This is a genomic window from Vibrio sp. 1727 (assembly GCF_033344415.1).
GTDB classification, from domain to species: domain Bacteria; phylum Pseudomonadota; class Gammaproteobacteria; order Enterobacterales; family Vibrionaceae; genus Vibrio; species Vibrio alginolyticus.
Window position 1 is genome coordinate 259,566 of record NZ_JAWPOT010000001.1, and the last position, 21,608, is coordinate 281,173.

Sequence of the window (21,608 nt, forward strand, 5' to 3'; positions counted from 1 at the left end):
GATAAATCAAATTCGCCATGGCTTTGTAGACGATAAGTGGATGTAAATGTCGCAGAAGCGATTGATGTGTCTGATGACGTCACTTACAACATTTTATTACACAATGCGGTTGTCTTCACTAATCCACAAGTGACGGCGACTGACAATGGTATTGTGGATGGATATACGGGGATCATTGAACCTGTAGCGCCATAACGTTTGAAGGCGATTATGAAATGGGGGGAGTGACAGACACGTCATACTGCCCGGCTTGTATCATTCAACTGTACGTAGCGTGGTACGATCCAGCCGCAGAAAATGGTGCGACTCCGGTCAATTTAGGCTTGTGGTCTGGTCAGACGCGGACAGTGGGTAGCCCAATTTCTACAAGGCAAGGCGCTCCTTCTGGGCATTTCACTTTTGAGTCTTTTGCACCGACAGAGGCGGGCATTTATTATGTGAGTGCGGGGCGCTCTCTACAACATGACTTTATTCCTACCGCTACGGGGTGGCTTGGAAAGACACAGAAACAGGCGAACTGGACTTTGCGTCCTTTATGATCACCGTGACGAACGATTTTGATTCAGATGGTATTCTGAATGATCAAGACCAATGTCCCAATACGCCACTCGCCACGGCCGTGAATGGTGATGGATGTGCGATTGAGTAATTGCTGCAATGTGATGATAAATGGAAAAATCGTGGCCAATACGTGTCAACCGTGGCTCAGACCGCGAATAGTTTTGCCGCGGATGGTTTTATAACGGAACCAGAAAAGGGTGCCATTGTCGCCACAGCAGCTCAGTCAAGGTGTGGTAAAAAAGAGTAGGGTCATTCCCGTCACCGTCAAAACCCCAGCCGCCATGCTGGGGTTTTCTTGTGTTAGCGTGAGGAATGGAGGAAAGGGAAGACGGACCGAGGTAGCAGGGGTTGGCTCGCCATGATCCCGCCGTGCTGTCCTACTGGCGTAAGCCAACGCGTCAAACCAGCCAGGCGATCCCGGCAGACGGGGCGGATGAGACAAGTGAATGCATTGGGTGGCGACAAGGTAATACTGTCTCAATGTGCGCGGCGAAGGCCTGTGAGTGTCTCATGGCGGGTGGCCGCTCTGGCCTGAGCGCAGCGCGAAGTGGCGGCCCAGTGATGACGGGGCTTCTGGCACAATAGGCGGCACTCTTTTTATTTTAATTTAAGTTCCTGTTTCTATAGATTTTAATTTGATCGAAAACGTCTCATTTTCGTGATCCTTTCGATCAACTGTCTCAGGTGATTTTTTATACCATGCTATCTTGGCGATGGTTAAGTAGGGTTAAAAAGCCTTAGGGCATCGAAGGAAAAACGGTAGTATAATGAAGAGATAGAAGTCGTATGGAGAGAAGGTTTCATGAGCAAAGACTTGTCAGCCTATGGAGTGCCACAGGTAAAAAGACCGAAAGTAAAAGCGACCAAGCAGTTAGACTTGAGTGGGATGCAGGGGCGTCAAATTGTGCGTTCTGAAGCCAAGTTAGCGCTAAGAACGCATCGTAAGACATTCACGAAATTAGCGGATATGTGATGGATATCATCTGTTTTCCATTCGAGCGAGTGATTGAAATAAATTCGTTTATTTTAGCGACTGAGCCAGGTATGCAGGGAGAGGTGGATATACCAAAGCTGCAAGGTGCATTGGGTCGAATTGACAATGCGATCGCGTATGATGGTCTGGAAGATGTCTTTGATATTGCATCAAAGTATGCGGCAAGTATTGCCATCGCTCACGCCCTACCTGATGCAAATAAACGCACGGGGCTGATGGTCGCGCTTGAATACTTATCACTTAATGAGTTTGAAATTGTCATCGACAACGCCTTACTTGCTGATGCCGTCAGAGATCTTTTGCTTGGTGTATTAACCGAAGCGGATTTCGCGGATATTTTGTATGCACAATACGCGGCGGGGCTTGAGTGTTGAGTCAGAATTGATCCTGAGGAGATCGTTGATATTGAACTTCATCGCAGGAGCAAGGCAGATATTTTTTAGTTCACTCCCAATAACGGCACAATCGGTGCCCATCGCCTCTGAGCCCAGGCCATCCCTGATCTTAGCCTGAGCACGTGCCGACCTCATCGCATCGGTGGCAAGGTGAACCCAAAATAGGGGCTGACTTTGCGTTTTGGCAAACCGAACCCAAAATAAGGCCTGACTCTGCGGTCTGACAAACTGAACCCAAAAATAGGGCGGACTTTCACTCTCTAGAGGTATTCGTCTCTACCAAATTTCACTCTTTATTGGGGTTAACGTATACATTGTTGATATTTTGCTCGTATTTTTTGCTGGCGATCTGTGGCGAAACGTCGTGTGAGAACTCTATCCTCGGAAAAGGGGGCGATACGGGAACCGAACTTTGGCGCCAATATCCCTTGAAACATCAGCGTATGGGAACTGCACATTGCGCTCACTATCGATCGACGGTACAGGAAATGCGGGCTAATTAAGTTTGTCGTGACGAAGACTGTAGCAACAAGTTGTCAAGATCCCCCTCTGTTTACCCAGGATGGTAATGAATATCGTCAGGGGGACAGTAAAGCGAACAGTGGCGATAACCTAAGGCTTTGATGTGATGGACGCACCTCCCTTCTAGCACCGTTGTACCAAACTAATGGTGCAACCAGTAAGAGCAGGAGTAATCATCATGTCTATTAAAGTTGTCGGTATCGATATAGCCAAAAACCTCTTTCAAGTATGCGTGTTGAGTTTTGATGGACAAATCTTGTCAAACCGAAAGGTAAAGCGTGACAAGCTTCTTGATACAGTCCGTCAATTACCAGAGAAAACGGCTATTGCGATGGAATCATGCGCAACTTCGCATCATTGGGGCAGAATATTTCAAGAGCTTGGACATAGCGTAGCTCTTATCCCAGCTCAGCATGTAAAGCCATTTGTTGGGCGGCAAAAGAACGATGCTAATGATGCGAGAGCAATTTGCGAAGCATTTTCTAGGCCTGATATTCATTTTGTTCCTGTTAAGTCTGTTGAGCAACAAGACCTCAAGGCTATACGCAGTGTCCGTAAACGCTTGGTGGAGAACAGAACTGCCTTGTCGAACCAGATCGGAACGCTCCGCAATCGGGATGAAAATATCGGGTGACATTGCTTGATTAGGTTCTGATGGTGTCAACCGAGGAGAGCCTCACATGCGAGCTATCGCTCGGTTTTAACGTCGAACTCGGGGGAAACCAGCTTAAACTCATCACGACGCAAAGAGTAGCGAAGTTGTGATGAAAGTGTCCGTTGTTGCAGTGCTTGGTTGAGGGACGAGGTATAGAACTCATAACGGTTCCGTTTCGCTTTCTTCGCTTGCTACATCGCGGATCGGCATTTTTAATAGAGCCTCTTTGTTGCCGCCGTAGTGCGGATAGATACTGATGCCAACGCTGGCCGTGAGAAATACATCTTCATCGCAGAGGGCAAGGCTTTGGCGAAACGTTCGAACTACTTTATTTGCAACGATGTGAACGTCGTCCGTGCATTAGAACCCGTGCTGCTCCCAACAAATTGAACCTTCAAGTCTTAAGCGGTGTTACGAAAAATGAGGTATTCACATACTTATTTAGCATCCTCAATGGAGATGGAGTGAGAAGAAAGTTCGTAATTTGTGATGAGGCGCCGAATTGAAATTCTAACTGATCTAGTAAAGATAGGTTAGCATGACATCGATATCACTTGAGTTTGCTCCATATCATCTGATCTAACGCACTCAGTTCACTGTGAGCGAACATCAAAGCCGCTCTCAGCATAAAATAATGTAGCAATATGTGTATTGGAAGAGCTATGTTTACTAGGCAAATATGTCTCTTTCGAGGCTATTTGTGTGGAAGTTTTTATATCAAGCTTGGTTGCTAGCTTTGGTTAGACAGCGCATTAATTAAAATGAAACTTGATGCAAATGTAAAGTTAATGAAAAATAAGTATTTTAAACTTCAGTAGTGGCATGACCAATGATAAAAATGATAACTGTGAGGGCTGTGGCATGTTCATTGCCTTTTTATGTGGGGATAGCAAAGGCAACTGAACAATTAGAGCGCTTCCCCTCCAATCAGAGCTTTACCGGCTTGACTTTTACACCTAATGCTCAAGTGAAAGAGTATGGCAACTTTGGTGTATCTTTTGCCCAAGGGCGCCCTTGGCTTGACGAGGTGCAAGGTTTAGATTCTATCAAAGTATCTTTCGGCCTCATTGAAGGGTTAGAGGCTCACGGTAGTATCGTTACTTATGATTATAACTCGAACTGTTTTAAAACAGGCTGTGGCGGTATTCGAGATTTATCACTATCACTGAAGTATCAGGTTCCCAATTTTTGGGGGAATGAGAACTTAGATTTTGCTTTAGGTATGCAAGATGTCGGTGGTGCTGCAACTAAGCTCATGACTAATTTTGCCGTCGCTGATTATACGTTTAATGCACTTCCCTTAAGGGTTTCTGCTGGTTTCGGTCAGTCAGAAGAGCGTTTGATGGGTGTTCTAGATGGCCCTTTTGGTGGCTTTGAATACCAACCTTTTGACTTTGTTCAACTAGTAGGAGAGTACGATTCAGTAGAATTCAACTCTTCTATAAAAGTGTTTACTCCCGATAATTTACTGCCTAATGATATAACTGCCTCATTAAGCTACCAGATTTATTCTGGTCATGAATCGGATGGTTCAAGCGTTTGGAGTGCTGCACTCTCGATGCCATTGATAACGGAATACTCTCGCTCTCGCGACTACGCGAAGAATAATATGACGTTAATGGATCGTTTAGTCGTTGAGCAAAACAAAGCGCAACAAGCGTCAATTTCCTCTTTGGTTAGTGCGTTAAAAAATGAAGGCTTCGTTAATGTTCAAGTGGGCGTATCAAATGACAAAGTTGTAGTCGCTTTAGAAAACCGTCGCTACAACCATAATCAAGTTGACGGACTAGGTGTCGCTCTGGGTATTGTTTCGAGCCATTTAGGTCAAAATGCGGCGCAAGATATAGGTGCTGCATCGGATCAATTTGAACTTGTGATGCTTGCCAACCAAAAACCAGTGGTCAGCGTTTTGTCTGACGCTAACTGTTACCAAAGTTTTGTCAATGGTAGCGCAGCTTGTGATGACATTCAGTTTATCACGCGCGATTTACCGGAAAGATTAGACATGGTTGATTGGAAAACGGAGCGAGTTAATTCAGGCACTTTAGATTCGCAGATCGTGCTTTCTCCTATGGTAAGGCATGGTTTTGCAACCGAGTACGGTGTGTATGATTACTCTTTTGCTATGTCTAGCAACTTATACACCTACCTATGGTCTGGCGCGGCAATTGATGTTCGTCATATTTTACCTTTAGCAGAAAGTGACGATTTTGAAGAAGGTGGGTATTTCGAAGACAGCGCGTACGAGAACGAGATTGAGCGTGCAATGGTGCATCAGTTCTTCCGTTTACCATATGTCGATATTGCTAACCAGGTCTCTCTAGGCTTGGTTAAGTCGGATTATATCGGTGCGCGCAGCGAATCAGCTTGGTTCTCTCAATCGGGCAACCATGAGTTGGGGCTAGAGATGAGCTACTTCCAACATCAAGACGAAAAAGACAAAAATGGTTATGCGAATCCAGACCGACAAACCTTTTTAACTCGTTATACATTCTCTATGCCGGAGTGGGATTGGCAGTTTAATGCAACTGCTGGCGAGTTTTGGAAGGGGGATGTCGGCGCAAAATTCACGACCTCACATTGGTTTGAAGATATAGAAGTATCAGCAAGTTATCAGGTGACAAAGTTTAATGATACAGACGAAGAGCAGTTTGTCACTGTGTCAGTAAAACTGCCATTAACGCCATGGCGCGATATGTCGCCGGGAGTGATACAAGTTCGTGGTAACGAGGCTTATGATTTCAACGTTACGACACGGGTTGGTAATGATGCTAACCATTTAGCGGCAGGCCAGGGTGATGAACTCGTAATGGATAATAGTATGCTTCGTCGCTACTTTAACCGAGGCCGTTATGGTCAAGAGTACTTTGAGCAGAACAAGCTGCGTATCCGCAACGCTTATTTGCGTTACTTGGGTACTCAATTGAATTAAGTTGTGTTGCTAGTTAGGCTTTGAGTTAATCACTGTACTCTACCGAGAGTGCAGGTGTTTTGATATGCTAGCGTCAGTTAAATAATAGGAAATAAAAATGAAAATTGCTGTAGCAGGCACGGGCTACGTCGGTTTGTCCAATGCCATGTTATTGTCACAAAACCATGAGGTTGTGGCGGTTGATATTATCCAAGAAAAAGTGGACTTGTTGAACGACAAGAAGTCTCCAATTGTTGATGCGGAAATCGAACATTTTCTTGCAAACAAAGAGCTCAACTTTGTCGCGACGCTAGATAAAGAGCTGGCTTACAAAGGCGCAGAGTTTGTTGTTATTGCCACACCAACGGATTATGACCCTCAAACGAACTACTTTAACACCTCTTCAGTTGAAGCAGTGATTAAAGATGTGATGGCAATTAATCCCGATGCGGTTATGGTCATTAAGTCGACTGTACCCGTGGGTTATACTGCGCGTATTAAAGAGGAGCTCGGTTGTCAGAATGTCATGTTCTCTCCGGAGTTTCTTCGCGAAGGCAAAGCTCTTTACGATAACCTCCACCCGTCTCGCATTATCGTTGGTGAGCGCAGCGAACGTGCAGAGAAGTTCGCTAACCTTTTAGTTGAAGGCGCAGTAAAAGAAGACATCTCGGTTCTGTTTACTGACTCTACAGAAGCAGAAGCGGTTAAGTTGTTTTCAAACACGTACCTTGCGATGCGCGTGGCTTACTTCAATGAACTGGATTCTTATGCTGAAGCACATAACCTTGATGCGCGCCAAATTATTGAAGGTGTAGGCCTAGACCCTCGTATTGGTAACCATTACAACAACCCTTCATTCGGTTACGGCGGGTACTGCTTACCGAAAGATACAAAGCAGCTGTTAGCAAACTACCAGGATGTTCCAAATAACATTATCGGAGCGATTGTTGATGCAAACCGCACTCGTAAAGATTTTGTCGCAGAATCTATTCTCAAGCGAGAACCAAAAGTCGTGGGTATTTACCGCTTAATTATGAAAGCTGGTTCAGATAACTTCCGCGCTTCGTCTATTCAAGGCATTATGAAGCGCATTAAGGCAAAAGGCATCGAAGTCGTGGTGTATGAGCCAGTACTTAAGGAAGATGAGTTCTTCCACTCTGCTGTTATCCGCGATATTGAAGAGTTCAAACAGATGTCTGATGTTATTGTTTCTAACCGCATGGTTGAGGAACTTGCTGATGTTGCTGATAAAGTCTACACCCGTGATCTGTTTGGTAGCGATTAATTCGTATTTATATTCAAAATAATATAACAGGCTCCCTCAGAGGAGCCTTTTTTTAGTTGGTAATGGTTATGATTAAAAAATGTTTATTCCCTGCGGCGGGTTACGGTACACGTTTCCTTCCTGCGACTAAGTCGATGCCGAAAGAAATGATGCCAGTGGTAAACAAGCCATTGATTGAATACGGTGTTGAAGAGGCGATTGAAGCCGGTATGGACGGTATGTGCATCGTCACTGGTCGTGGTAAGCACTCGTTAATGGATCACTTTGATAAAAACTACGAGCTAGAGCATCAAATTAGCGGTACAAGTAAAGAAGCGCTGCTTGATGATATTCGTTCTTTGATTGATTCTGCGAGTTACACTTACATCCGTCAGCGTGAAATGAAAGGCTTAGGTCACGCTATTCTTACGGGACGTGAATTGGTCGGTGATGAACCGTTTGCTGTAGTGCTTGCGGATGACCTTTGTGTGAATGAGGACAAAGGCGTTCTAGCGCAAATGGTTGAGCTGTACAAACAGTTCCGCTGTTCAATCGTTGCGGTACAAGAAGTGCCGGAATCAGAAACGCATAAATACGGTGTGATTGCTGGCGAGATGATTAAAGATGATATCTTCCGCATTGATAACATGGTTGAAAAGCCAGAGCCAGGTACTGCACCTAGCAATCTAGCGATTATTGGTCGCTACATTCTGACCCCTGATATCTTTGAGCTGATTGAAAATACAGAGCCGGGCAAAGGTGGCGAGATTCAAATCACCGATGCGCTGATGCAACAAGCTCAATCTGGTTGTGTTTTGGCATACAAATTTAAAGGTCAGCGCTTTGATTGCGGTAGTGTAGAAGGCTACATTGAAGCAACAAATTACTGCTACGAGAACCTTTATAAGAAGGATTCCAGTGCGGAGCTCGCGAAAAAACCAACCGTGAAAATTGCTGAGCCAGCATAATTCAGAACTTCCTATCGGTGTACTCCGAGTGGATAACACGCAAACAAAAAGGGATGCATGATGCATCCCTTTGTTATTCTACTCTCAGGAAAAACGAGATTAAGCTTTTGCTTTAGCCGCTGCTTTAGCGATTGCTGCGAAGCTCTTAGCGTCTAGAGAAGCGCCGCCAACTAGAGCACCGTCGATGTCTGGTTGTGAGAAGTAAGCTTCAGCGTTTTCTGGTTTAACAGAACCACCGTATTGGATGATTACTTGTGCTGCAACTGCTTCGTCTTTCGCTGCGATTAGTGCGCGGATAGAAGCGTGGATGCGTTGTGCATCTTCAGCTGTTGCTGCTTTACCAGTACCGATAGCCCAGATTGGTTCGTAAGCGATGATTGCGCCGTTTAGAGCTTCAACACCGTAAGTGTCGATAACTGCGTTGATTTGACGTGCACATACAGCTTCAGTTTCGCCAGCTTCGTTTTGCGCTTCAGATTCACCGATACAGAAAACAGGTGTTAGGCCGTTTTCTTTTAGGAAGTTGAATTTCTTAGCGATAAACTCGTCAGATTCGTTGTGGTATTCACGACGCTCTGAGTGACCGATGATGATGTGAGTAGCACCGAAATCTTTCAGCATTTCTGGAGACATATCGCCAGTGAACGCACCGCTGTTGTTTAGATCAGTGTTTTGAGCACCTAGGATGATCTTGTTACCGCCTTCAGCGATTACGCGCTCTGCTAGGTCGATGTAAAGTGCTGGTGGAGCGACTGCTACGTCAACACCTTCAACGCCTTCAAGCTCAGCGTTAAGACCAGTTAGCAGCTCAGTTACCATTGCTTTGCTGCCGTTTAGTTTCCAGTTACCCATCACTACAGGACGACGCATAGGAATATCTCCCTTATCTTTAATGTAAATAGTCAATTAATGTAAAAAATCTACGTAGGAATATAACAGAATAATGTGAACAGATCATGATTGGCGTCATGTCTTGTCCGGCTTTCTTTACTGATTCGACCAAGCAGCGATCCTGTTCTTTTTGTCAAAAGCAATCGATTGGTGATCACGTAGACAGAATGATAGTTCATTCCTCGGAAATTGCTGCTGAGATTGGTATTACTACGCGCTGGAATTAATTGTTGTAGAAAGGAATCAAAATGCCAAATCTCGTTTTAGAGTATTCAAACTCGGTGGAAGAACGCGTCAATGTTCAGGGATTGCTGGAGGATTTACATAAAACGGCGTTAGAGAGTGGTCTTTTTGAACTCGCGTCAGTGAAATCTAGAACGCTCCGGTGCCACAATTGGTTAATTGGGGAAGAGGGCGATAGCCTCGACTTTATCCATATCAACTTTGATTTGTTATCTGGCCGTTCCCAAGAGCAGAAGCGAGAACTGTCACGAGCCTTGATGGCGACTCTTCAAGAGCAAGCCAGTCACGTGCACAGCTTAACGGTCAACATCCGAGACATGGATGTAGACAGTTTCCAGAAGGTAGTGAATTAGGTTGAACAGAGTTTCTTGAGAATAACGAGTAGGGTTACGCATCGTGAGGTACAAGGAAACTGAAAGCTAATAGGCCTTATCGAGTGTTTGTCGTTGCTTCAGCTTAGCCTCGCTCTGCTTGTTGTAACGCCGCTGTTGGCGCTTACACTGCAGGTGTACTTTCCAAACCATATCGACTCGGCTAATCTATAACCTTTCTATTTTGGGGTAAAATTTGATGTCGACTAAAGAGTTACTGTTTTCTTTTCAAGGACGTATAAACCGTAAAACCTACTGGATTTGGAACGTCATTTACTATGTCTCTATTCTAGGTTTTGGTGCTGGAATCAGTAAGCTATTTCCTACTTTCTCCTATTTACTTCTCCCTATTTTCTTGGTGATTTTGTTAATCCCTGATTTGGCGATCACCACCAAGCGTTGGCATGACCGCAACAAATCAATCTATTGGCTAGCACTGAATATTCCGCTGATTATCGGACGAATCGCTACGCCAATGACTAGCCCTGTTGCACAAGAGCCGTCGACACCGCAAATGTTCGTTGCATCCATTTCTCTGATTTGTGGTTTATGGATTCTAGTTGAATGTGGCTTATTAAAAGGAACATCAGGACCAAACCAATATGGCCCTGAGCCGGAGTAATCGCTTTAAGTAACGTGCTCGCTGAAAGTAGATTCTGAGTCTCGCTAAGGCTCGCTAGAATGACTAACTCCTTTGCTCTAGAGCTTGTTATAGTGACGGTCATTCTGAACAACGAGGTACGAGTGTGATTCAGAATCTACGCACAGAGCGGTCCGAGTTTGGACTGAGCGAGTGAATTACAATGGAAAAGTAACAGCGAATCATGAAGGAGAATGAATCATCGATAGGACACCTTGCGTTTATATCGTGACTTCTCACCGCCTTATCAGGCGATGCTTCTTATTTCGTTAGCCGTTGCTCGATAGTATCGAGACTTACGCAGCTTCCATAAGCAGAAACGACCGTCCAGCCGCCTTTAATTCTAGAATGCCTTTATCACGAATATTGAGGGCGGCATTTAAGTCGCGATCAATATCCGTTGTACCGCAAGATGGGCAATCCCATTTGCGAACCGATAAGGGCATGTCTTCCATTTTATGACCGCAACAGTGGCATGTCTTAGAACTGGCGTACCACTGGTCTAGCTTTACTAGGTGCTTACCTTGCTCTTTCAGTTTGTATTCCAGTTTCGCAACAAAGCTATGCCATGAGGCATCAGCGATATGTTTCGCTAGTTTGCGGCTTTTCATCATATTTGCTGATTTCAATGTCTCAACTATCACCGCTTGGTTTTCGTCAACGAGAGTTCGAGAGAGTTTGTGTTGAAAATCAGCGCGAGCATTCGCTACCTTTTCATGGCATTTAGCTACAAGTATTCGAGCTTTTGCGCGATTAGCACTGCCTTTTGCTTTTCTGGATAGCTGACGCTGCTTACGTCTGAGATTCTTCTCTGCGCGTTTTACAAATCTTGGGTTAGCTGTCTTTCTGCCGTTTGACTCAATCGCAAAATGAGACAATCCCAGATCGACACCTGTCACTGTTCTTACCGTGTGGAGTGGTGTTAAGGCTTCTACTCCATCATCCGCAAGGATTGATGCGTAGAACTTGCCTGTCTTGCTCAGGCTCACTGTGATGCTTTTAACCACACCTTCAATCTCACGGTGAACATTCGCCTCGATAGGTTTCATTTTGGGAAGCTTAATTGATCCATCAAGTACCTTTACACCCACACAGTGATAGCTCGACTGCTTGCCATGTCTACGTTTGAATTGTGGATACTTGGCTTTCAACTTCGGATTAAAGAAGTTATCGAAGGCTTGGTGAAGATTGATCACTGATTGCTGTAAGGCGATTGAATCATATTCCTTCAACCATTGATATTTGCGGGATTTCTTGGCAACGGCAAGCAGTGGTTTTATATCCTTTTTTGGATTCAGTGTGACACCATGCTTGCGGTACATGTGCGATTTTAAATGCAGAGCTTTGTTATACGCAAAACGCACGGCGCCAAACTGAGCGATTAAAAACTCAGCTTGTTCTTGCGTTGGGTAAATGCGTATTTTTGTTGCTCTTAACATTTCAGTGCTCACATGTATAATTTATTTATATTATTGTCTTATGCGGATATTGTAAAGTGAGTGCGCACAACAAAGAGTTACTTCAAGACTACCTCAGAAAAAGGCACAGCGTGAGCAAATTGGTTGTTCATCTGGTATTTACAACGAAGTACAGACGCAAGTTGTTTACTGGAGTTATGATTGAACAGTTAAGGGAAGCTTTTGAGTCAGCGTGTGTAAAACTCGAATGTGAATTGATAGAAATGGATGGTGAACAGGATCATGTTCATTTACTGATCTCATACCCTCCAAAACTTTCAATCAGCGTAATGGTTAACAACTTAAAAGCAGTTTCATCTCGTATGCTACGACTACAAAACACACACCTTACAAGGCAGAGTAAAACCTCCGCCCTATGGTCTCGTTCATACTTTGCTTGTACTGCTGGCGGTGCGACTATTGAAACATTAAAAGCTTATGTGGAAAGTCAGTCCACCCCAGATTAAGACGCTATCGCGTCTTACGCCTTATATCCCCGCCCTCATCGGGCGAGGGTTTACGGCGAAATTGCTAAGAAATACAACGTTCATAAGCTCGTTTACTTTGAGTTATTCGAAGATATGGCAACTGCCATAACCCGAGAAAAGCAGCTCAAGCAGTGGAAGCGTGAGTGGAAGTTAGACCTGGTAAGAGAAACGAACCCTAACTTTCTCGATCTATCTACAGAGTATCAGTAAAAATCATCCCTACCTTTAAATGCCTCTAAGCTAACCACATCCGCTTTTTGAGTCGGTGCCGTTTCCCCTTGTAGCGCCGCTCTGAACTTCACGACCTGTTTTTGTAATTCGTTCATCAATACCACATTGGTGTGGTGAGGGTTTTTACACGCACTGATGACCCTATCGATGTGGCTTTGCTGAGCCCACAGTCTTTCTTGCATGTTTTCTGATGCACTTTCGATCATCTCTTTTGCCATTTCATGACGAAATTGCTCAAAAGCTTCTGGGTCTCGCTCAGCCATTCGAACCATTTCATCGAATGGCGGAAGCGTTTGAGAAGGGGAGTGACGTAGAGTAGACATCGATGCTCTCCAAATCCTTATGGAAATTGCCTTTAGTTACTAAAAGCCTATACCACTAGAAAGAGGTGAGAGGATGAATTCTTCAGCCGTCTCACTTATAAGAGAAGCTTTCAGGCGTTAGATTGAATAAGTGCGGCATGTCGATGTTTGGTTGTGGTGGTTACTGCAGTTGTTGGATGCGGTAAACGCAGCGTCTTTGGCCACTAATGATGTGTTCGGTACGCTCTACTTTGGTGTCACGTCCAAGTAAAGACTGAAAGACACTTAATTCTGATTGGCACAAGCTTGGGCAGCGAGTTGCGGCTTTACAAATCGGACAGTGATTTTCGATCAAGATCCATCCGTTCTCATCTTGCTCAAGCTCGGTCATATAGCCTTCTTGTTCTCTGAGTGTCACAAGAGTTTCTAGTTTGCTTTGCAGAGAGTTGCATTGCTCAAGGTGCTGACGATAACTTTGTAACGTGAGTTTTTCTCTTTCCGATGTGACTTTGTCCAGTCCATCTTTGCCAAAAATGTGTTCGACAGCTTCTATAAATTGAATGGTCAACTCACCGTGACGGTCAGCAAATTGCTCATGACCTTTTTGAGTGAGAGACCAATGACGAGCAGGGCGACCTACTTTGACTTTGACGTCATGAATAGACAGGATGCCATCATCTTCTAAACTCTGCAGGTGCTGACGCGCCCCCATGGTTGTCATACCTAGCTCAGAAGAGAGTTGTTTTGCAGTGACGGAACCATCACGCTTAACGATTTGCAATATCCTATCTACGGTCTTCATATACCCACCATTTATACGTCAGTACATATTATGCGCGACAGGGTTAGTAAAGAAAAGTGTTGACTTAGTTTGAGTGGGGATCTGTTGGGTCTATGTTCATGCGAACCAATATATATCGCCACTCTGAACAGCGAGAAACGAGTGTGCTTCAGAATCTATCGTTCGGTTGTGCAATGGTTATGGTTATGGTGAGAGGGAGAGAATAGGAGTTTGCTGTTATTAGATTCTTAGTCTCGCTGGAGCTCGCTAGAATGACGAGTTCTTTTGATTTAGAGCTTATTAAAGTCACCGTCATTCTAAACAACGAGGAACGAGTGTGATTCAGAATCTATCGTCCGGCTGTGTAGGAGTTATGGTGAGAGGGAGAGAATAGGAGTTTGCTTGTTACTGGATTTTTTAGTCTCGCTGGAGCTCGCGAGAGTGACGAACTCTTTTGATTTAGCGCTTGCTGTGGTAACCGTCATTCTGAACAGCGAGGAACGAGTGTGAGAAAGAAAGGCTCCAACTCAGATTGGCTAGAGCCTCGAGAAATGCTTAAAGAATAATATCACGCACTTCTGGATCTTTACGATCTAGGTAGTGAGTCGACTTAATGCGACGAATAGTACGGCATCGACCACGCACGAGCAGCGTTTCTGTGGTTGCGATATTGCCTTGGCGAGAGATGCCTTCCAGCAAGTCACCTTTAGTGATGCCTGTAGCTGAAAATACCACATTGTCGCTACGAGCCATGTCTTCCATTTTGAGGACAACATTCGCTTTTACGCCCATTTCATCGCAGCGTTTTAGTTCGTCTGCGCCGTAAATGCGGTTTTCTTCAGTATCGCCTTTTACTTCGTGACGCGGAAGTAGACGACCGTGCATGTCACCGTCTAGCGCTCGAATCACCGCGGCTGATACGACCCCTTCTGGCGCGCCGCCAATACAGTACATCATGTCCACTTCACTGTCTGGCATACAAGTCAGAATAGAGGCAGCCACGTCACCATCAGGCACCGCAAAGACACGTACGCCCATTGCTTGCATTTCTGCAATAACGTCATCGTGGCGAGGTTTCGCAAGGGTAATAACGACTAAGGTATCAAGTGGTTTGTTCAGGGCTTTTGCTACGTTCTCTAGGTTCTCTTTTAACGGCTTTTCTAAATCAATTGCGCCTTTTGCACCAGGGCCAACAACCAGTTTTTCCATGTACATATCTGGCGCTTTAAGAAAGCTGCCTTTCTCACCTGCGGCAAGTACGGCTAGTGCGTTGGATTGCCCCATTGCGGTCATGCGAGTCCCTTCAATCGGGTCGACTGCAATATCCACTTCATCACCACCAATACCCACTTGCTCACCAATGTATAGCATTGGCGCATCATCGATTTCACCCTCACCAATGACAATTTCACCACTGATATCTGTTTTGTTCAGTAGGATGCGCATAACTTCAACAGCTGCGCCATCGGCTGCATTTTTATCGCCACGGCCAAGCCATTTGTAACCAGCCAAAGCTGCACCTTCAGTCACACGGGAAAATGCCATTGCTAAATCGCGTTTCATGATGTCTCCAAGTAAGCAAGAGGGAAGAAGAATTTGCGCGGCGATTCTATCACAACGTAGGGTAAACGTTTGCCTTTTTGCGGAGCTTTTACTTTATCTAACTTGAATTTGATCAATACTTAGGGCGATTTTCAGCGTGGCGGGAGGCAAAATTCTTGCTCAAAAATGCTTCGGCGATAAGAAAAGTCAGCGTTTAGTGAGATTGCGCCGATTTTTTGACCGAATGATGCGAAATATCGAATATAGTGAGTGTTTCTCATCGCGACGCTGAGTAGAATGAACCTTATATAGGTTAGGTGTGCATCAATCTCGCACATCGTCCCAACGGAATAACATAGGTAGGCCAAGATGTCTTTTGAAGTACTAGAACAACTAGAATCTAAAATTCAAACTGCAGTTGACACAATCACTCTTCTTCAGATGGAAGTCGAAGAGCTGAAAGAAGATAAAGCAAAACTTGCGGAAGAAGCGAACGAGCTTCGCTCTCAACGTGAAGAGCTAGAGCAAAAAGCACAGCAAGCACAACAAGAGCACGCGCAATGGCAAGAGCGCATTCGTGCACTACTTGGCAAAATGGACGAAGTGGAATAATTCGGCTTCTTCATTCCAAATTAAAAACACCCGCGTTAAGCGGGTGTTTGTGTTTTGGGCAAGTTGAAAATCGTTAGGACAAGCTCGATTCTGATAGCCAAGAGAAGGTCCTATAACTTAGGTACCTAAGACTCGTTATTCTTCTTCATCCAACTCTAAATCAATATTCAATGGCTCAGGCGACAGGATGATCCCAGTGCTATCAGCATAAATATAATCTTCAGGTAAGAAGCTGACGCCGCCAAAGTTGACTGGTACATCTAATTCGCCGATACCCTGGCTGGTCGCTCCAACAGGAATAGAAGCGAGGGCTTGAATGCCTAAGTTCATATCTTCAAGTTCATCTACTTCACGAACACAGCCGTAAACGACAATGCCTTCCCACTCGTTTTCTTCCGCAATAGTTGCGATTTCTGCATCGATAAGGGCTTTACGTAGGGAACCGCCACCGTCAATTAACAAAACGCGACCAAGTCCATCTTGCTCTAATGTCTCGCGGATCAACGAATTATCTTCAAAACACTTGATGGTGGTAATTTGCCCGGCAAATGAAGCGCGACCGCCAAAATTACTGAACATTGGTTCAACCACATCTACCTGATCGAGGTAGATATCACAGAGTGCTGAGGTATTGTATTCCATAGCGTACCTTTCTAAACAGAAATTGGTTGTCTTTGAGTATATCTAGGCATTAAGTCAATGCAATGACAATCCTTTTTTAACTTACTAGAGTTTGAGCTACCACAATTGTTGCAAACAAAACGTTGGTGACTAAAGAGCATCTCACGATGACTGGCATCATTGGTGCTATCTGAGCGGGCTTTTGTGTATGCCAAACCGCTTTACCATGATCGGCCACGAAATAAATACTAAGTAAAAATGGCAAGCTAATCCAAACGGGTTTGTCTTGAATTAACAAGTAAGCCGCAAAGGCAAGAATAGCACCGCCAAGTAAAACAAAGTGGTACTGCTTGGCTTTGCGTTGACCCAAACGCACTGCGACCGTGCGTTTACCACACTCTCGGTCGTTCTCGATATCACGCATATTGTTGATGTTGAGTACTGCAACGGCGAGTAAACCGCAGCCTAGAGCAGGTAAGAATAGCGTGGTATCTACGTGACCAGTATGCAAGAAATAGGTACCGGAGACGCCGAGTAAACCAAAAAACAAGAAAACTGAAATATCGCCAAGCCCCACGTAACCGTATGGTTTGCTACCCATGGTGTAAGCAATCGCCGCGAGGATGGCTAAAATTCCCAGCCCGATAAACGTCACAATGCTTTCTAGTGAGCTTAGTGAATAGAAAACTAACACTAAGCCAGAAATGGCGGTCAGAACGATGTTAAAGATAATCGCCTGTTTCATCTGTTTCGCACTTACCGCGCCAGACTGCATCGCTCGTAATGGGCCAAGGCGTTTGTCGTTATCTGTACCTTGAACGGCATCGCCATAGTCGTTTGCCAGGTTGGACAGAATTTGCAGCAATGTCGCGGTTACGAAAGCCATGATGGCAATCGTCAGTGAGAAATGACCCGCCGAGTAGGCGAGTACGCTACCTGTTAAGATAGAGACCAATGCCAGAGGTAATGTTTTTGGACGAGCGGCTTCAAGCCAGATCTGTAAAGATTGTTTCATGGAAATTTCGTGCTAGTAACCAATGTGCCCAGTATAAGCACAAAGAGGCAGATACGCTATTGACCTAAAACAACTCAACTAAAAAGTCAAAGGGTGAAGTAGAAGGAAAGCAGTTTCGATATTTGAGGCGATAAAATAGCCCTCTTTTTGGAAAGTGGAGGGTACGGAGAACACTGCTATTAGATTCTTAGTCTCGCTTGAGCTCGCTAGAATGACCAGATCTTTTGATTTAGGTGTTGTCACAGTAATCGTCATTCTAAACAAAAAGCCCAGAAACAAGGTTCTGGGCTTTGGTAAAATAGATTGCGATTAAAGAATAAAGCGGCTTAGATCTTCATCTTCAATCGTGTCGCCTAGGCGCTCTTTCACATAAGCGGAATCAATAACGAATTTAGCGCCAGATTGCTCCGCTGCGTCGTAAGAGATTTCATCCATCAAGCGTTCCATTACGGTGTGTAAGCGACGAGCACCGATGTTTTCTGTGCTTTCGTTGACCGTCCATGCCGCTTCCGCGATTTGCGTGATGCCATCTTCTGTGAACTCGATGTCCACATCTTCCGTTTTCATCAACGCAACGTACTGCTCTGTTAGAGAGGCTTTTGGCTCTGTCAGAATACGTTTGAAGTCGTTGCTGCTTAGTGCCTCTAGCTCAACACGAATTGGTAGACGACCTTGCAATTCTGGGATCAAGTCAGATGGTTTTGCCACTTGGAATGCACCAGATGCAACAAACAGAATGTGGTCTGTTTTTACCATGCCGTGCTTGGTTGATACCGTGCTGCCTTCAATCAATGGAAGTAGATCGCGCTGAACACCTTCGCGTGAAACGTCTGGGCCTGAGCTCTCACCGCGTTTACAGATCTTGTCGATCTCATCGATAAATACGATGCCGTTGTTTTCAACGTTGAAAATCGCAGCTTCTTTTAGCTCTTCTTGGTTTACCAGTTTCGCCGCTTCTTCTTCCGCTAACGCTTTCATTGCGTCTTTGATTTTCAGCTTACGCTTTTTCTTAGTGTCGCCTGCCAGGTTTTGGAACATGCCTTGCAGCTGGTTAGTCATCTCTTCCATACCTGGGGGCGCCATGATCTCTACGCCCATTTGTGGTGCGGCTACGTCGATTTCAATTTCTTTATCGTCTAGTTGGCCTTCACGCAGTTTCTTACGGAAGATCTGGCGAGTGTGAGAAGACTCTTCCGTTTGCTCTGCTTGACCCCAGCTATCACGTGCTGGTGGCAGTAGCGCATCAAGAATTCGTTCTTCCGCTTGCTCTTCAGCGCGGAATTTTACTTTTTCCATCGCTTGTTGATGCGTCATTTTTACCGCGACATCAGTCAGGTCACGGATGATGGTTTCAACTTCTTTACCAACGTAACCCACTTCTGTGAATTTTGTCGCTTCAACTTTGATGAATGGTGCATTTGCCAGTTTTGCTAGGCGGCGTGCTATTTCAGTCTTACCAACACCAGTAGGACCAATCATCAAAATGTTTTTTGGCGTCACTTCGGCACGCAAGCTTTCTTCAAGCTGCATACGGCGCCAGCGGTTACGAAGTGCAATCGCAACCGAACGCTTGGCTTTTTCTTGACCGATAATGTGGCGGTTCAATTCATGAACGATTTCGCGAGGCGTCATTTCAGACATATTCTTTCCTTACTTCGTTACGATTACGCGGTTGGTTTTTCAGGCTCTACCGTTGAGTCTAGCTCTTCTACTGTGTGGTGGTGGTTGGTGAAGACACAAATATCACCCGCGATGTTGAGGGCTTTTTCCGCGATCTCACGAGCATCTAGATCTGTGTTTTCTAGTAGGGCGGTTGCGGCAGCTTGTGCGTAAGCACCACCAGAGCCAATCGCAATCAGGTCGTGTTCTGGCTGTACGACATCACCATTACCGGTAATGATTAACGATGCGGTTTCGTCGGCAACGGCAAGCAAGGCTTCGAGCTTGCGCAGAGCACGATCGCTGCGCCAGTCTTTGGCTAGCTCAACCGCAGCCTTAGTAAGGTGGCCTTGGTGCATTTGCAGTTTGCTTTCGAAGCGCTCAAAAAGGGTGAAGGCATCTGCGGTGCCGCCAGCAAAGCCTGCTAGTACTTGGTTGTTATATAAGCGGCGAACTTTGCGCGCATTACCTTTCATTACGGTATTGCCTAGAGATACTTGGCCATCACCCGCGATGACGACTTTATTATTTCGACGTACAGATACAATGGTAGTCACAGTCGACCTCTTGATTATTTCTCTTTGGATTTAATTCAGTATATGGGGGAGGGGAAATAGGGATTCAAGGGGGCAAAAAGAAAGGCCCTAGGATCTTAGCTCCTAGGGCCTGAGTTTAAAGATTTTCTTTCCAAATCGCACATGGCTCGATTTTCGCGCGTTGCAGTTTATGACGGTCACGTTCTGCATCACGTTTGAACTTATACGGACCTAGCACCACGCGATACCATGAACTACCTTCTTTCTTACGAATCTTGCTCGACATCCCTTGGAACGCGATTGCAAGTTTACGCTCTTCTGCTTGCGCCTGGGTTTTGTAAGCGCCACATTGCATGATGTAAGGAATTTTAGAAACTTCAATTTCTTTGGCCACAACTTCAACTTCACGTTTCGGTAGTGACTCGACATATTCCCATTTTTCTTCTGGTGGTGGCGGCAAATCTTTTTTCGGCTTTGGTTTGCTCGCAGTGGTTGTTGGCTGTTTCACGACAGGTGGTTTTGGTTCTGGGTCGCTACTCAAAAGGTAAAGACCATAGCCAAAACCGCCCACAAGCAAGATAGCGAGCAGGCCACTACGCCAAGGTTTTTTTCTTCTCGGCGGTTGTTTTTTTGTCGACTTTTTTGGGGCACCTCGCCCCCGTCTTACATAATCTCTATTTGCCACGGTTATTTCTGGTCATCAAGGATTCTTGCAAATATGTTAATCCAGAACGAGTTGAGAAAACACCCTATTGATAGAATCTTGATAGCTAAAGCGCGACAACGCCCGAGTGTAGGAGTGTGTTTCCGTTCTCGCTTATATTTATTCAGGGATACACAAAAAGCAGGAGGGGTAAATAAAAAGCGGCGCCTTAGCACCGCTTTGGGTATGGATACTTAATTTTTAGGTTAAGGGCGCTGTGGTGGCGCTGCGCTTCCGCGAATGACGAGGTTAGTTTCAAGTAGGCGCGAGCCTGAATGCACGTCGTGTCCTTTTAACATCTCAAGCATCATTAGCATCGCTTGTCGACCAATCTCATAGCGAGGCTGAGAGATAGTGGTCAACGGTGGATCGCAGTACTGAGCGAAGTTAATGTCATCAAAGCCCACAACGGAGAGATCTTGCGGTACTCGTAAGCCAAGATTTTTCGCTTCTTGAATTGCGCCGATGGCCATTGTGTCACAGTGACAGAAAATAGCCGTTGGTGGCTCAGGCAATTCGAGCAGTTTACGAACGGCTTTTGCTCCGCCATCAAAAGAGAACTCAGTAATGACACTATATTGAGGATCTTTATTGATGCCTGCGCGGCGCAAGGCTTGTTGATAACCTTGCTGGCGGAACTGACACAATATTGCCGTATCTGGCCCCGAGATTTGCGCGATGCGTTTATGACCTAGTTGGGTTAGGTAATTCACCGCTTCAAATGCTGAGGTCAGGTTGTCAATATGTACTGTCGGAAGTTCTAACTCTGGCGCAAATTCACACGCCATTACCATCGGAGGTAAGTTCTTTTGTTCTGGCTTACTGACATCGAACGGTAGATCTGTGCCAAGCAGTAGCATTCCATCCGCCTGCTTAGTAAATACGAGGTTAACGAAAGAACTTTCGCGTTTCTTCTGTTGTCCGCTATCGCCCAGCAGGACTAGATAGCCATGTTCCATGGCAGCATCTTCAATGCCGCGAATAATTTCAGAAAAATAAGGATCACAGATGTCGGGAACGATAGTGACAATGGTTTTTGATTCGTTTCTACGTAAGTTACGCGCTAATGAGTTTGGAGAATAACCCGCTTCAAGTACGGCATCTTCTACTCTTTTTCTCGTTGAAGAAGAGACCTTCTCTGGGTTCATTAATGCTCGAGATACCGTAGCCGTAGACACTCCCGCAAGCTGGGCAACATCCTTCATTGTCGCCATAGTTTTTAACCTCTCGTTTATTTTTTGCCAAG

The 21,608-nt window shown here is 45.2% G+C and carries 25 protein-coding genes and 1 pseudogene; 15 read left to right on the forward strand and 11 right to left on the reverse strand.

The annotated features are described in order from the left end of the window. The first annotated feature begins 36 nt into the window (after nucleotides 1–36). The 10 genes and pseudogenes from R8O10_RS01185 to galU all read left to right on the forward strand — a co-directional run bounded on the left by R8O10_RS01185 (nucleotide 37) and on the right by galU (nucleotide 8,270). Nucleotides 37–195, forward strand: a complete 159-nt coding sequence (locus R8O10_RS01185) for a hypothetical protein (protein WP_318113821.1) — start codon at nucleotides 37–39, stop codon at nucleotides 193–195. Between the two features lie 20 nt (nucleotides 196–215). Then, nucleotides 216–539: a hypothetical protein gene (locus tag R8O10_RS01190; protein WP_318113822.1), complete on the forward strand. Its 324-nt coding sequence runs from the start codon at nucleotides 216–218 to the stop codon at nucleotides 537–539. Then, nucleotides 536–649 carry a thrombospondin type 3 repeat-containing protein gene (locus R8O10_RS01195; protein WP_318113823.1) on the forward strand — a complete coding sequence of 38 codons (114 nt, stop codon included), beginning with the start codon at nucleotides 536–538 and terminating at the stop codon, nucleotides 647–649. The genes R8O10_RS01190 and R8O10_RS01195 overlap by 4 nt, the downstream gene beginning before the upstream one ends. 281 nt (nucleotides 650–930) lie before the next feature. After that, the gene (locus R8O10_RS01200) at nucleotides 931–1,146 is read left to right on the forward strand and encodes a hypothetical protein (protein WP_318113824.1); all 216 of its coding nucleotides are present in this window, start codon (nucleotides 931–933) and stop codon (nucleotides 1,144–1,146) included. A gap of 217 nt (nucleotides 1,147–1,363) precedes the next feature. Beyond that, the gene (locus R8O10_RS01205; protein ID WP_005397970.1) at nucleotides 1,364–1,534 is read left to right on the forward strand and encodes a hypothetical protein; all 171 of its coding nucleotides are present in this window, start codon (nucleotides 1,364–1,366) and stop codon (nucleotides 1,532–1,534) included. Then, nucleotides 1,534–1,929 carry a type II toxin-antitoxin system death-on-curing family toxin gene (locus R8O10_RS01210; RefSeq protein WP_213916540.1) on the forward strand — a complete coding sequence of 132 codons (396 nt, stop codon included), beginning with the start codon at nucleotides 1,534–1,536 and terminating at the stop codon, nucleotides 1,927–1,929. The genes R8O10_RS01205 and R8O10_RS01210 overlap by 1 nt, the downstream gene beginning before the upstream one ends. A 721-nt stretch (nucleotides 1,930–2,650) precedes the next feature. Then, nucleotides 2,651–3,070: pseudogene (locus R8O10_RS01215) on the forward strand (IS110 family transposase); the annotation flags it as partial. Between the two features lie 886 nt (nucleotides 3,071–3,956). After that, the gene (locus tag R8O10_RS01220) at nucleotides 3,957–6,059 is read left to right on the forward strand and encodes a YjbH domain-containing protein (protein ID WP_213896863.1); all 2,103 of its coding nucleotides are present in this window, start codon (nucleotides 3,957–3,959) and stop codon (nucleotides 6,057–6,059) included. 97 nt (nucleotides 6,060–6,156) lie between these two features. Further along, nucleotides 6,157–7,323, forward strand: a complete 1,167-nt coding sequence (locus R8O10_RS01225) for a nucleotide sugar dehydrogenase (RefSeq protein WP_203346703.1) — start codon at nucleotides 6,157–6,159, stop codon at nucleotides 7,321–7,323. Nucleotides 7,324–7,391: 68 nt separating this feature from the next. Beyond that, on the forward strand, nucleotides 7,392–8,270 hold the full coding sequence (gene galU / locus R8O10_RS01230) for a UTP--glucose-1-phosphate uridylyltransferase GalU (RefSeq protein WP_005397961.1): 879 nt from the start codon (nucleotides 7,392–7,394) through the stop codon (nucleotides 8,268–8,270). A 99-nt stretch (nucleotides 8,271–8,369) separates the two neighbouring features. Here galU and tpiA read toward each other — a convergent pair whose 3' ends face one another. Further along, nucleotides 8,370–9,140 carry a triose-phosphate isomerase gene (gene tpiA, locus R8O10_RS01235; protein ID WP_005384863.1) on the reverse strand — a complete coding sequence of 257 codons (771 nt, stop codon included), beginning with the start codon at nucleotides 9,138–9,140 and terminating at the stop codon, nucleotides 8,370–8,372. Nucleotides 9,141–9,409: 269 nt separating this feature from the next. Here tpiA and R8O10_RS01240 point away from each other — a divergent pair, with 269 nt between their 5' ends. Both R8O10_RS01240 and R8O10_RS01245 read left to right on the forward strand, forming a co-directional pair. Then, a complete protein-coding gene (locus R8O10_RS01240) occupies nucleotides 9,410–9,757 on the forward strand; it encodes a 5-carboxymethyl-2-hydroxymuconate Delta-isomerase (RefSeq protein WP_005397960.1) in 348 nt (115 codons plus the stop codon). 217 nt (nucleotides 9,758–9,974) lie between these two features. Beyond that, the gene (locus R8O10_RS01245; RefSeq protein ID WP_005397959.1) at nucleotides 9,975–10,397 is read left to right on the forward strand and encodes a DUF805 domain-containing protein; all 423 of its coding nucleotides are present in this window, start codon (nucleotides 9,975–9,977) and stop codon (nucleotides 10,395–10,397) included. Nucleotides 10,398–10,711: 314 nt separating this feature from the next. Here R8O10_RS01245 and R8O10_RS01250 read toward each other — a convergent pair whose 3' ends face one another. Beyond that, on the reverse strand, nucleotides 10,712–11,854 hold the full coding sequence (locus R8O10_RS01250) for an RNA-guided endonuclease TnpB family protein (RefSeq protein WP_065274108.1): 1,143 nt from the start codon (nucleotides 11,852–11,854) through the stop codon (nucleotides 10,712–10,714). Between the two features lie 56 nt (nucleotides 11,855–11,910). Between R8O10_RS01250 and tnpA the strand changes: the two genes are divergently transcribed. Next, nucleotides 11,911–12,339, forward strand: coding sequence for an IS200/IS605 family transposase (tnpA, locus tag R8O10_RS01255; RefSeq protein WP_065274109.1), 429 nt, complete (start codon nucleotides 11,911–11,913; stop codon nucleotides 12,337–12,339). Between the two features lie 60 nt (nucleotides 12,340–12,399). Then, nucleotides 12,400–12,570 carry a hypothetical protein gene (locus tag R8O10_RS27905; RefSeq protein ID WP_335673593.1) on the forward strand — a complete coding sequence of 57 codons (171 nt, stop codon included), beginning with the start codon at nucleotides 12,400–12,402 and terminating at the stop codon, nucleotides 12,568–12,570. Here R8O10_RS27905 and R8O10_RS01260 read toward each other — a convergent pair. The 3 genes from R8O10_RS01260 to glpX all read right to left on the reverse strand — a co-directional run bounded on the left by R8O10_RS01260 (nucleotide 12,564) and on the right by glpX (nucleotide 15,237). Next, the gene (locus R8O10_RS01260; protein ID WP_065274110.1) at nucleotides 12,564–12,914 is read right to left on the reverse strand and encodes a DUF3135 domain-containing protein; all 351 of its coding nucleotides are present in this window, start codon (nucleotides 12,912–12,914) and stop codon (nucleotides 12,564–12,566) included. The genes R8O10_RS27905 and R8O10_RS01260 overlap by 7 nt on opposite strands. Nucleotides 12,915–13,074: 160 nt before the next feature. Beyond that, nucleotides 13,075–13,695: a metalloregulator ArsR/SmtB family transcription factor gene (locus tag R8O10_RS01265; RefSeq protein WP_318191054.1), complete on the reverse strand. Its 621-nt coding sequence runs from the start codon at nucleotides 13,693–13,695 to the stop codon at nucleotides 13,075–13,077. A gap of 534 nt (nucleotides 13,696–14,229) precedes the next feature. Further along, entirely contained in the window at nucleotides 14,230–15,237 is a 1,008-nt protein-coding gene (glpX, locus tag R8O10_RS01270) for a class II fructose-bisphosphatase (RefSeq protein WP_005397956.1), read from the reverse strand. Between the two features lie 348 nt (nucleotides 15,238–15,585). Here glpX and zapB point away from each other — a divergent pair, with 348 nt between their 5' ends. Next, a complete protein-coding gene (zapB, locus tag R8O10_RS01275; RefSeq protein WP_005379536.1) occupies nucleotides 15,586–15,828 on the forward strand; it encodes a cell division protein ZapB in 243 nt (80 codons plus the stop codon). A 135-nt stretch (nucleotides 15,829–15,963) separates the two neighbouring features. Here the strand turns inward: zapB and rraA are convergent, their stop codons facing one another. The 6 genes from rraA to cytR form a co-directional block, all read right to left on the reverse strand. Continuing rightward, nucleotides 15,964–16,470 carry a ribonuclease E activity regulator RraA gene (gene rraA / locus R8O10_RS01280; RefSeq protein ID WP_005397954.1) on the reverse strand — a complete coding sequence of 169 codons (507 nt, stop codon included), beginning with the start codon at nucleotides 16,468–16,470 and terminating at the stop codon, nucleotides 15,964–15,966. 76 nt (nucleotides 16,471–16,546) lie between these two features. After that, nucleotides 16,547–17,464 (reverse strand): 1,4-dihydroxy-2-naphthoate polyprenyltransferase, encoded by a 918-nt coding sequence (locus R8O10_RS01285; RefSeq protein ID WP_237309403.1) that lies wholly within the window; start codon nucleotides 17,462–17,464, stop codon nucleotides 16,547–16,549. A 309-nt stretch (nucleotides 17,465–17,773) separates the two neighbouring features. Next, nucleotides 17,774–19,105 carry an HslU--HslV peptidase ATPase subunit gene (gene hslU, locus R8O10_RS01290; RefSeq protein WP_005397950.1) on the reverse strand — a complete coding sequence of 444 codons (1,332 nt, stop codon included), beginning with the start codon at nucleotides 19,103–19,105 and terminating at the stop codon, nucleotides 17,774–17,776. Between the two features lie 23 nt (nucleotides 19,106–19,128). Continuing rightward, nucleotides 19,129–19,680, reverse strand: coding sequence for an ATP-dependent protease subunit HslV (hslV, locus tag R8O10_RS01295; protein ID WP_005383176.1), 552 nt, complete (start codon nucleotides 19,678–19,680; stop codon nucleotides 19,129–19,131). 115 nt (nucleotides 19,681–19,795) lie between these two features. Then, a complete protein-coding gene (gene ftsN / locus R8O10_RS01300; RefSeq protein WP_031780671.1) occupies nucleotides 19,796–20,344 on the reverse strand; it encodes a cell division protein FtsN in 549 nt (182 codons plus the stop codon). A gap of 224 nt (nucleotides 20,345–20,568) precedes the next feature. Next, nucleotides 20,569–21,597, reverse strand: a complete 1,029-nt coding sequence (cytR, locus tag R8O10_RS01305; RefSeq protein ID WP_257739454.1) for a DNA-binding transcriptional regulator CytR — start codon at nucleotides 21,595–21,597, stop codon at nucleotides 20,569–20,571. Nucleotides 21,598–21,608: the final 11 nt, after the last annotated feature.

What these genes read in the sequence shown, in the direction of transcription:
- R8O10_RS01190 (WP_318113822.1), top strand. Translation starts at nt 216, where the DNA reads ATGGGGGGAGTGACAGACACGTCATACTGCCCGGCTTGTATCATTCAA.
- R8O10_RS01195 (WP_318113823.1), top strand. Translation starts at nt 536, where the DNA reads ATGATCACCGTGACGAACGATTTTGATTCAGATGGTATTCTGAATGAT.
- R8O10_RS01205 (WP_005397970.1), top strand. Translation starts at nt 1,364, where the DNA reads ATGAGCAAAGACTTGTCAGCCTATGGAGTGCCACAGGTAAAAAGACCG.
- R8O10_RS01210 (WP_213916540.1), top strand. Translation starts at nt 1,534, where the DNA reads ATGGATATCATCTGTTTTCCATTCGAGCGAGTGATTGAAATAAATTCG.
- R8O10_RS01220 (WP_213896863.1), top strand. Translation starts at nt 3,957, where the DNA reads ATGATAAAAATGATAACTGTGAGGGCTGTGGCATGTTCATTGCCTTTT.
- R8O10_RS01225 (WP_203346703.1), top strand. Translation starts at nt 6,157, where the DNA reads ATGAAAATTGCTGTAGCAGGCACGGGCTACGTCGGTTTGTCCAATGCC.
- galU (WP_005397961.1), top strand. Translation starts at nt 7,392, where the DNA reads ATGATTAAAAAATGTTTATTCCCTGCGGCGGGTTACGGTACACGTTTC.
- tpiA (WP_005384863.1), bottom strand. Translation starts at nt 9,140, where the DNA reads ATGCGTCGTCCTGTAGTGATGGGTAACTGGAAACTAAACGGCAGCAAA.
- R8O10_RS01240 (WP_005397960.1), top strand. Translation starts at nt 9,410, where the DNA reads ATGCCAAATCTCGTTTTAGAGTATTCAAACTCGGTGGAAGAACGCGTC.
- R8O10_RS01245 (WP_005397959.1), top strand. Translation starts at nt 9,975, where the DNA reads ATGTCGACTAAAGAGTTACTGTTTTCTTTTCAAGGACGTATAAACCGT.
- R8O10_RS01250 (WP_065274108.1), bottom strand. Translation starts at nt 11,854, where the DNA reads ATGTTAAGAGCAACAAAAATACGCATTTACCCAACGCAAGAACAAGCT.
- R8O10_RS01260 (WP_065274110.1), bottom strand. Translation starts at nt 12,914, where the DNA reads ATGTCTACTCTACGTCACTCCCCTTCTCAAACGCTTCCGCCATTCGAT.
- R8O10_RS01265 (WP_318191054.1), bottom strand. Translation starts at nt 13,695, where the DNA reads ATGAAGACCGTAGATAGGATATTGCAAATCGTTAAGCGTGATGGTTCC.
- glpX (WP_005397956.1), bottom strand. Translation starts at nt 15,237, where the DNA reads ATGAAACGCGATTTAGCAATGGCATTTTCCCGTGTGACTGAAGGTGCA.
- zapB (WP_005379536.1), top strand. Translation starts at nt 15,586, where the DNA reads ATGTCTTTTGAAGTACTAGAACAACTAGAATCTAAAATTCAAACTGCA.
- rraA (WP_005397954.1), bottom strand. Translation starts at nt 16,470, where the DNA reads ATGGAATACAATACCTCAGCACTCTGTGATATCTACCTCGATCAGGTA.
- R8O10_RS01285 (WP_237309403.1), bottom strand. Translation starts at nt 17,464, where the DNA reads ATGAAACAATCTTTACAGATCTGGCTTGAAGCCGCTCGTCCAAAAACA.
- hslU (WP_005397950.1), bottom strand. Translation starts at nt 19,105, where the DNA reads ATGTCTGAAATGACGCCTCGCGAAATCGTTCATGAATTGAACCGCCAC.